Source organism: Streptantibioticus ferralitis (genome assembly GCF_029223525.1).
In the GTDB taxonomy this organism is placed as follows: domain Bacteria; phylum Actinomycetota; class Actinomycetes; order Streptomycetales; family Streptomycetaceae; genus Streptantibioticus_A; species Streptantibioticus_A ferralitis.
The window spans coordinates 1-1,371 of the sequence record NZ_JARHTQ010000090.1 but is presented as its reverse complement, the minus strand read 5'-3'; the positions used below and the strand labels follow the sequence as shown (position 1 = coordinate 1,371).

At 66.3% G+C, this 1,371-nt stretch carries 1 protein-coding gene; it reads left to right on the top strand.

From position 1 onward, the window contains the following. Window positions 1–64 precede the first annotated feature (64 nt). Window positions 65–1,336: an IS256 family transposase gene (locus P2L57_RS39785; protein ID WP_275823473.1), complete on the top strand. Its 1,272-nt coding sequence runs from the start codon at window positions 65–67 to the stop codon at window positions 1,334–1,336. The last annotated feature ends 35 nt before the right edge of the window (window positions 1,337–1,371 follow it).

Genomic DNA, 1,371 nt, shown 5'->3' with positions numbered 1-1,371 from the left:
TCCGTGATGTGACAGGCTGGCCGAGGCCCAGCTCTGGGGCCTTGACCAGCCGGGACGGACGGACATGGCAGACAAGGAAACCCCGGCTGTCGAGCCGGTCGAGGACGAGCTGGTGGACGAGTTCGTCGAGCGGTTGATGGACCGCGCCGACGCCTCAGGGGCGGCCCTGCTGGGTGAGGGCGGTCTGCTGACCGAAGTCACCCGGGCCGTGCTGGAACGGGCCCTGGATGCGGAGATGACCGAACACCTCGGCTACGAGAAGCACGATCCAGCAGGCCGAGGCTCGGGCAACAGCCGCAACGGTACGTCGCCGAAGACGGTGCTGACCGATGCCGGAGCGGTCACCGTGGCAGTGCCGCGAGACCGCGATGGCTCGTTCGAGCCGAGGCTGGTACCCAAGCACGCCCGGCGGCTGGCGGGCTTCAACGAGCAGATCCTGTCGCTGTACGCCCGCGGCATGAGCGTGCGCGACATCCGCTCCCACCTCGTCGGCATGTACGGCATCGAGGTCTCACCGGACCTGATCAGCAAGGTCACCGACGCCGTCGCCGATGAGCTCACGACCTGGCAGATGCGGCCGCTGGACGCGATCTGGCCGATCATCTACATCGACGCCTTGCGGATCAAGATCCGCTCCGGATCGGTGGCTTCGAAGCCGGTCTACCTCGCGGTCGGCGTCGACATGGACGGCTGCAAGGACGTCCTGGGTCTGTGGGTCGGGGATGAGGGCGAAGGTGCCACGACCTGGATGACGGTCTTGTCCGAGCTGCGCAACCGCGGGATCGAGGACGTGTGCATCGTCGCCTGCGACGGACTGAAGGGCCTGCCCGACGCGGTCACCGCGACCTGGCCCAAGGCCACGGTTCAAACGTGTGTGATCCACCTGATCCGCGCATCGCTGCGGCTGGCGTCCAAACAGCACCACCCCGCGCTGGTGGCGGCGATGAAGGCGATCTACACCGCGCCGACCGAACAGGCTGCCCAGCAAGCCCTGGAAGACTTCGCCGCAGGCGAGTTGGGCCAACGCTACCCGGCGATCGTGCGGACCTGGCGGGCCGCTTGGAGCGAGTTCACCCCCTACCTCGCCTTCCCGCCGGAGATAAGGAAGGTGGTCTACTCGACGAACCTCATTGAGTCGATCAACGCTCGGCTGCGGAAGACCACCCGCAACCGCGGGCACTTCCCATCCGAGCAAGCGGCGTTGAAGGTGCTCTACCTCGCGGTCCGCGAACTGATCACCCCCAAGGCCCGCGATCTCAACCAAGTCGCGCCACACTGGAAGAAGGCGCTGAACCAGTTCTCACTCTTCTTCGAGGACCGGCTCAACGTCCGGTGAACGCCAAGGACTTACACAAAGTCCCTGACACGCCC

Excerpts from the sequence above, each read along its gene's own strand:
- P2L57_RS39785 (WP_275823473.1), top strand. The coding sequence starts at position 65 with ATGGCAGACAAGGAAACCCCGGCTGTCGAGCCGGTCGAGGACGAGCTG.